Consider the following 7,145-nt stretch of genomic DNA (forward strand, 5'->3'; position numbering starts at 1 on the left):
GCCTGTGGAGAGCAGACCAAGGCTGATTTGCTCGCCGCAAGGCGTGGCGGGTAAACTCGGGCTCGATGAGCGTGGTCGAGCCGGAGTTTTGGTGGCGTAGGCGATGCTGACGATCGCCCATCGCGGCGCGAGCGCTCACTACCCTGAAAATACCCTGCGCGCGTTTATTGCCGCCGCCGAGCTCGGCGCCGATATGTGCGAGTTCGACGTGCGGATGACGCGCGACGGCGAGATCGTTGTGATTCACGATGCGACGGTTAATCGTACCACCGACGGGCGCGGCCGGGTCGCGGCGATGAGCGCGGCGTCGCTCGGGCGCCTGGACGCCGGAGTCCGCTTCGGCGCGGAATTTCGTGGCGAACGGATTCCAACCCTCGCCGAAGTTGCCGATGCGCTCGGCGGGCGGGGATGCGAAATGGACGTCGAACTGAAGGCGCGCGGCCTCGAAGGGCGCGTCTGCGAAATACTTCGCGGATGCGCCGCAGCCGCGAGCGCGATAGTCTCGAGCTTCGATTGGGAGCAGCTTGAGATCGTCGCCCGGCACGAACCGGAGTTGCGCATCGCACTGCTTGGCGAGAAGACTCCGTCGGAGATGCTCGAAGCGGCCCAGGCGATGCGCGCCTTCGCGATCGCGCCGCAGTTCGATATCGTGGACGCCGCGCTTTGCGCCGAAGCGCATCGCCGCGGCCTTGCGGTTTACGCATGGACCGTGGACGAGGCTTCGGCGATGCGGCGGATGATCGCGGCGGGTGTTGACGGAATCATGACCAACGACCCGGGAAAGCTTCGCGAAGTGGCAGCGGCGTGATGGCGCGGTATCCGGACGACAAGCTCGAAGAGATTCGCGCGCGCGCCGACATCGTCGAGGTGATCGGGGCGCACGTGCGGCTCAAGCGCGCCGGGCGCAACTTCGTCGGCCTCTGCCCGTTCCACAACGAAAAGACGCCGTCGTTTTCGGTCAATCCGGAGCGTGGGTTTTTCCATTGCTTCGGGTGCGGCGCGGGCGGTACCGTCTTTAACTTCGTGATGCGGACCGAGGGGCTGAACTTCCCCGAGGCGATCGAATCGCTCGCGCGCCGCTACGGCGTCGCGCTGCCCGAGCGCGGTGGCGACGCGGGTCCGGGCGCGGGAGAACGCGACGCAGCGCTGCGTGCGAACCAGACCGCCGCGGAATTCTTCGCTCACGTCCTGTGGAAGACGCCCGACGGCGCGCCGGCGCGCGAGTACCTCGGCGCGCGCGGCGTCGCGGCCGAGACCGCGCGCACATTCATGCTCGGCTTCGCGCCCGAGCGCACGGCCAACCTGGCGCGCGCGCTCGAGAAGCGCGGCCTGCTCGCTGCGGCAGTGCGATTGGGCCTGGTCAGGCAGGACGGCGGCGGCACGCGCGACATGTTTCGCGGACGCCTGATGTTCCCGATTCGCGACGCGCAGGGCAGGGTGCTTGCGTTCGGCGGACGGGTTCTCGACCAGCGGCTGCCGAAATATATCAACTCGCCAGAATCGCCGCTCTACTCCAAGTCGCGCAATGTTTACGGCTTGTATGAGGCGCGCGCGGCGATCGCGAGCGCCGACCGCGCGATCGTGGTCGAGGGCTACCTCGACGCGATCGCGGTGTGGCAGGCGGGCTTCAAGGAGACGGTCGCGAGCCTCGGCACGGCGCTCACGGCCGATCAGTTACGGCTCGTCGGGCGTCATACGCGCAACGTCCTCGCATGCTTCGACGGCGACGCTGCAGGGCGCAAGGCATCCTTGCGGGCGCTCGAGATCTTTCTCGCCGCGGGGCTGCTCGGGCGCGGGATTTTCATCCCGTCCGGCTTCGACCCCGACACGTTCATCAGGGAGCGCGGCGCGCAGGCGTTCGCCGAGCTTATCGAATCGGCCGAGTTGCTGGTCGATTATTTTCTCGAGGAGCAGGCGGCGGCCGCACGCAGCTCGCTCCAGGGGCGGGCGCGCGCCGCCGCCGCGGTGGCCGAGATGCTGAAGTCGGTGGCGAACCCGTTCGAGTTCGACCTGCTCGCGCGCAAGGCCGCCGACGCGCTGGGCGTCGGCGAAGAGGTACTGCGCGCGGAAGCGCGTCGCTCAACGCGCAGCGCCGGTCCGCAGGGCAGCGTCGCGCGCGGAGCGGCGGGTGTCTCTCGCACCGGCTCCGCTGGCGCAGGAGCGGGAGCGGGCGACGGCGCTGCGGCGGCCGAAGCCGGGCTGCTCGCCGTCGCGCTGCTCTACCCCGAATTGCGCGCCGAGTTAGCGGCGCACGCCGCGATGCTCGAGGATGCGGCGGTCGCCGCGGCGCTTGGCGAAGTGTGCGCTTCGGACGAGGGCGCGGCGACGCTGGAAGTGCGCGTTGCCGAGCGGCTCGGGGAGGGGCAGCGCTCGCGCCTTACAGCGTTCGCCGTGGGGCCGCTGATGGAAACCGCAGAGCAGGCGCGCTCGCTCGCGCGCGACTTTGCCGGCGCGCTCGCGCGGCGGCGGCAACAACGTGCGATGGAGAACGCGCGGCGCGCCGCGGCGAGCGCCGGCAGCGACGACGAAAGGGTAGCCGCCGCGCAGGAAATGATCGCGCTTCGAAGGCGCGGCGGATGAACCAGGCCGTTGAAGGCATGGCATCGCGGCAGTCAAGCGAAATCGTGGCGGAAGCGCTATTTAATTTGTGCCGCAAAACTTGATATGATGCATTGTTGTTCAATGCGCTCGCGAGGGCCCATAGCTCAGTCCGGTTTAGAGCTGCCGGCTCATAACCGGCTGGTCCCAGGTTCAAATCCTGGTGGGCCCATATCATCAACAGACAGGACTTTGGTTTGGCCGCAGGGCCGCGGCGCGCGCGATCTGCGCACGCTCGGCGTCGCGCGTCTGCAGCGGCTCGCATGAAACGGAGGCAGAATTGCGGGAAGAGATAGCCCGGTTAATGAATTTGCAAACCATCGACCGGCAGTTGCACGAGCTCGGGCAATCATTGTCTTCGGTCGCGGAGCGCGTCAATCAGCTCCGCGGCGAGATCGAAACCTCTCAGACCGAACTAGACCGACTCACCGAGGAAGATCAGCAGACGACCGCTGCGCGCCGCCTGCTCGAACGCGAACTGGCCGACGGCGAAGCGCAGATCCGCAACAAGCGGATGCGGCTCAACCTGGTGCGCAACGACAAGGAGTTGCAGGCGCTCGGTCATGAGGTCGAGGCGCTCAAGGAAAACAACCAGCGCCTGGAAGGCGAAGTGCTGGCCTCGATGCAGGCGGCAGAGCCGCGCGGGCCGCGGATCAAGGAGCTGACCGAACTTATCGCGAGCAAGCGCGCGGAGCTCAGGGCAGCGGAGAAAGAGATCGCGGCCGAGGTTGAAGAACTCAAGATGTCGATTCAGCGCCAGCGCGTCGAGCGCGACCGCGAGGCCGCGTCGATCGAAGACGGGCTGCTGCAGCGCTACGAAATGATCTTCAGTCGCCGCGGCGGGCTGGCGGTCGCGCTGGCGAAATCAGGCACCTGCCAGGGATGCCGGATGCGGCTGCCGCCACAGCTTTACAACGAAATCCAGAAGCATCTGCAGATCCATTTCTGCCCCAACTGCCAGCGAATCCTCTGTTACGAAGGCTGATCCGCGCGCCGCGCGGCCGTGCTAGGATCGTCGATGCCGGAGTGGGCCGGGCGATCGCCCCTTTGGGGGGAGGAAAGTCCGGGCTCCGCAGGGCAGGGTGGCCGCTAACGGCGGCGCGGGGCGACCCGCGGAAAGTGGCACAGAAAATACACCGCCCGCGAGGGTAAGGGTGAAATGGTGGGGTAAGAGCCCACCGGCGCGCGAGTGATCGCGTGCGCATGCTAAACCCCACCCGGAGCAAGACCAAATAGGAGGGTGAGCGGCCCGCTCAAAATCCCTCGGGTTCGGTCGCTGGAGCCGGCGAGCAATCGTCCGGCCTAGATGAATGATCGCCGCCCGCAAGGGCACAGAACCCGGCTTACAGGCTCACTCCGGCATGCGACGAGTTTCATGGCTCTGACTTTTCCGCGACGCAGCTGCCGCTGCTGAGCGGCGCGCGTCCGCCTCGCCGCGCGGCGCGTTCGTGCGGCGCCCCGGCCGCTCGACGCTCGCCTGCGGCGTCACCAGGAAATCCGCAAGCCGGCCCAGCGCGGCGAGGCCGGGTGCGCCCGGCCGAAGCTCGGGTGCGAGCGCGATCCGCATCCGCGGCGGCAATCCATGAACAAAGCGCTTCACGCGGCGAAGGTTCTGCTCGGCGCGCGCGCGATAGCTCTCCAGATATTCGAGCGCGGCGGCGATACCGCTGTCGCCGGCGCCATCCGGGCGCAGCGCGGCGGCCAGCGCGGGAATTTCATCGAGCGCGCGATCGAATCCGCGAAAGATCGATTCGTCAAGGAAACGGTTGATGACGACCGCATCGAGGTGAAGCCTTTCGGCTTCCATCCGCTCGATGAGCCTCTCGGCCTGGTGCAGGCGATCGGCTTCGGCGGTGGTGACGAGCACGAAATGGACGGCCGGCGAACGCAGCAGGGCGGAGACCTTTTGCATGCGGGCGCCGATCCCTTCGACGGCCCCGGAAGCGGCGGCGAAAAAGTCGGCGATCGCGGACAGCGTCTGGCCGCCTGCGAAGTGCTCCAACTCGCGTGCGACGTAGCCGGTGATCCGGCCGGCGAGCCTGAGCGCGAGCGATGCGGGCCGCCCGTCCGGCCCCAGGAGCCATCGCGCGGCCTGCGAATCGAGCAGCCGCATCAGGCGCGCCGGCGCCTGCACGAACTCCAATGCGTGCGCGGCGGGCGGAGTATCCACGACTTCCAAGTCGAAGCGGCCCGCCGTGTGAAGGTCATGCAGCGCTTCCAGGGCAGCGTAGGCGTCCGAACCGGCGAACCGGGTGCTGAGACTCTGGTAGAAGGGGTTGTCGAGAATCCGCCTGCGGAGAACCGGATCCGCGACGTGCTCGGCCACCATCGCGTCCCATGCGCCTTTTACGTCAAGCACCATCGCGCTCAGCTTGAGCGCCGGATCGAGCGCGGCGGCGCGCAGGCGGCGCACATCGATTCGCGTCGGCTTGCCGGAAAGGCGCGGAAGACCGAGCGCCTGGCGCAGACGACGCGCAGGATCGACCGTGATGACCGCCGTGCGCATATGGGTCCTTGCGGCGGCGACGCCGAGCGCGGCGGCGATCGTGGTCTTGCCGACGCCGCCGGAGCCAAGGACGACGAGGACGGAGCGCGGCTTGAGCAGGTCTTTCATGAGAGGTTGAAAACAGATTGCACGACGCGTCTTGCGCGGTTGCGGCGCCTCCGCGAAGGGCCGCGGACCTCACGCGCCAAAATAGCAGAACGGGCGGGCAAAGCGCGCGCACGCACAGACCTGTGGACGGGCTCGCCCGCGGTAATTGGACGCAGGCGGGATGCGGCGCATACTATGTGATGGCCGCGCCGTTTTCGGGGTGTGGCGGCGGGGAGGTTGCACGATGGAATTGCTGGCGGCTGTGATCCTGGCGTTGGCGGTGGGAGCGACGGTCGCCTGGCTCGCCGCCGCCCGGCGCTGGGAAGGCAAGGTGCGCGAGGCCGCGGTCCGGATGGAGGAGCGCGAGCGCAGCTTCCTCGAGCAGAAGACGCTGCTGGAAAGCTCGGAGCGCAAGCTCGCCGACACGTTCAAATCGCTCGCGGCCGACGCGCTCGAAGCTGCGAATTCGAGTTTCCTCACTCTCGCCGATCAGAAACTGGGTTCGGTAGTCGGTCCCGTCAACGAATCGCTCGGCCGGCTCGACCAGGAGATCCGCACGATCGAAGGCGCGCGCCGCCAGGCCTACGGCGCGCTCGGCGAGCAGATAAACTCGCTCATCACGGCGCAGAAGGAATTGCGCTCGGAGGCCTCCAACCTGTCGCGCGCGCTCCGCGCGCCGTCGGTGCGCGGCCGATGGGGCGAAATCCAGCTCAAGCGGGTGGTCGAGATGGCCGGGATGCTGGAGCGCTGCGATTTCTTTCAGCAGGCGAGCGCCGTCAACGACGACGGCAAACTGCGTCCCGACCTGCGCGTGCAGCTGCCCGGCGGCAAGAACGTCATCGTGGACGCCAAGGTGCCGCTGCAGGCGTATCTCGAATCGCTGGAAGCACCGAGCGAGGCCGGGCGCCAAGAGAAGCTGAAACAGCACGCGCAGCAACTGCGCGCGCATATCGGCGCGCTCGCCTCCAAGAACTACTGGGACCAGTTTCAGCCGGCGCCCGAATTCGTGATCCTGTTTCTGCCCGGCGAGTCGTTCTTCAGCGCGGCGCTGGAGCAGGATCCCTCGCTGATCGAGCAGGGAGTCGCACAGCGCGTGATTCTTGCGACGCCGACCACGCTGATTTCGCTTCTGCGCGCGGTGTCCTACGGCTGGCGCCAGGAGCAGCTCGCGGAAAACGCGCAGCGGATAAACGAGATGGCGCGCGAACTCTCCGACCGGTTCGCGACGATGGTCGATCATCTGCGGCGCCTCGGCGCCGCGTTGAAGTCGTCGGTAGGCGCGTTCAACGACGCCGTCGGGTCCTTCGAGGGACGGGTGATGCCGCTTGCGCGGCGCTTTCGCGAGCTTGGGGTGGTCGGGAAAAAGGAGTTGGGCGAGATCGACAAGATCGATCTCGCGCCGCGCGAAGCGGCGATTTCTGCCGACGATCGGATCGAGGCGGCCCCGCCGAAATAGCGGGGGATGACGCGGCGGGTCGTATCGCCGCCTTACGGCTGCTCGACGTTTGACGGCGAGGGCGCCTTGAGTTGGCTTCGCTCCTGGCCTTCGGCGATCCAGGCCTCGACCTCGCGCCGTTCGCGGGCGAGGAAGTTGGCGATCGCACGGCGCAATCCTTCGTGGGCGACGTAGTGAGCGCTGTGCGTAAGCGCGGGATCGAAGCCGCGAAGCCACTTGTATTCGCCGCCCGCGCCCGGTTCGAAGCGCCCGATGCCGCTGGCGATGCAATGTTCGATGGCCGAGTAATAGCAGACATTGAAGTGCAGATACTTCAGGTCCTCGAAGCATCCCCAATAGCGCCCGTAAAGCACGCCCCCCTTTTGCAGGTTGAAGGTGCCGGCGACCAGCTTGCGCCCGCGATAGGCACAGACCAGGCAGACATGGCGCTTGAAACGCTCGCGCATCTCGGTGAAAAACTCGCGCGTCAGGTAACGCCGCCCCCAGTAGAGCTTTTCG

6 protein-coding genes, 1 tRNA gene and 1 other RNA gene are annotated in these 7,145 nt (G+C 67.3%); 6 read left to right on the plus strand and 2 right to left on the minus strand.

The genetic code is table 11. The features are described 5' to 3' along the window. The first annotated feature begins 103 nt into the window (after positions 1-103). From VMI09_14660 to rnpB, 5 genes are all read left to right on the plus strand, one after another. Complete coding sequence (locus VMI09_14660) at positions 104-808, plus strand: glycerophosphodiester phosphodiesterase family protein (protein ID HTQ25931.1); 705 nt, start codon at positions 104-106, stop codon at positions 806-808. Continuing rightward, the gene (gene dnaG, locus VMI09_14665) at positions 808-2,580 is read left to right on the plus strand and encodes a DNA primase (GenBank protein ID HTQ25932.1); all 1,773 of its coding nucleotides are present in this window, start codon (positions 808-810) and stop codon (positions 2,578-2,580) included. Before VMI09_14660 ends, dnaG begins: the two co-directional genes overlap by 1 nt. Positions 2,581-2,694: 114 nt before the next feature. Next, positions 2,695-2,770 (plus strand) — tRNA-Ile (locus tag VMI09_14670). Positions 2,771-2,902: 132 nt separating this feature from the next. Next, positions 2,903-3,583 (plus strand): C4-type zinc ribbon domain-containing protein, encoded by a 681-nt coding sequence (locus VMI09_14675; protein HTQ25933.1) that lies wholly within the window; start codon positions 2,903-2,905, stop codon positions 3,581-3,583. A gap of 38 nt (positions 3,584-3,621) precedes the next feature. Then, positions 3,622-3,960, plus strand: an RNA gene (gene rnpB / locus VMI09_14680) — RNase P RNA component class A. Here the strand turns inward: rnpB and VMI09_14685 are convergent. Beyond that, on the minus strand, positions 3,950-5,212 hold the full coding sequence (locus VMI09_14685) for an ArsA-related P-loop ATPase (protein HTQ25934.1): 1,263 nt from the start codon (positions 5,210-5,212) through the stop codon (positions 3,950-3,952). The two genes, rnpB and VMI09_14685, sit on opposite strands and share 11 nt — an antisense overlap. Before the next feature lie 223 nt (positions 5,213-5,435). On the opposite strand from VMI09_14685, the gene VMI09_14690 reads away from it, so the two are divergent. Beyond that, complete coding sequence (locus VMI09_14690; GenBank protein ID HTQ25935.1) at positions 5,436-6,647, plus strand: DNA recombination protein RmuC; 1,212 nt, start codon at positions 5,436-5,438, stop codon at positions 6,645-6,647. A 32-nt stretch (positions 6,648-6,679) separates the two neighbouring features. Here VMI09_14690 and VMI09_14695 read toward each other — a convergent pair. Next, positions 6,680-7,145: GNAT family N-acetyltransferase (locus tag VMI09_14695; GenBank protein ID HTQ25936.1), on the minus strand; the 466-nt coding region annotated here is incomplete at its 5' end.

The organism is Candidatus Binataceae bacterium (assembly GCA_035500095.1).
GTDB lineage: Bacteria > Desulfobacterota > Binatia > Binatales > Binataceae > JAKAVN01.

What these genes read in the sequence shown, in the direction of transcription:
- VMI09_14660 (HTQ25931.1), top strand. Translation starts at nt 104, where the DNA reads ATGCTGACGATCGCCCATCGCGGCGCGAGCGCTCACTACCCTGAAAAT.
- dnaG (HTQ25932.1), top strand. Translation starts at nt 808, where the DNA reads ATGGCGCGGTATCCGGACGACAAGCTCGAAGAGATTCGCGCGCGCGCC.
- VMI09_14675 (HTQ25933.1), top strand. Translation starts at nt 2,903, where the DNA reads ATGAATTTGCAAACCATCGACCGGCAGTTGCACGAGCTCGGGCAATCA.
- VMI09_14685 (HTQ25934.1), bottom strand. Translation starts at nt 5,212, where the DNA reads ATGAAAGACCTGCTCAAGCCGCGCTCCGTCCTCGTCGTCCTTGGCTCC.
- VMI09_14690 (HTQ25935.1), top strand. Translation starts at nt 5,436, where the DNA reads ATGGAATTGCTGGCGGCTGTGATCCTGGCGTTGGCGGTGGGAGCGACG.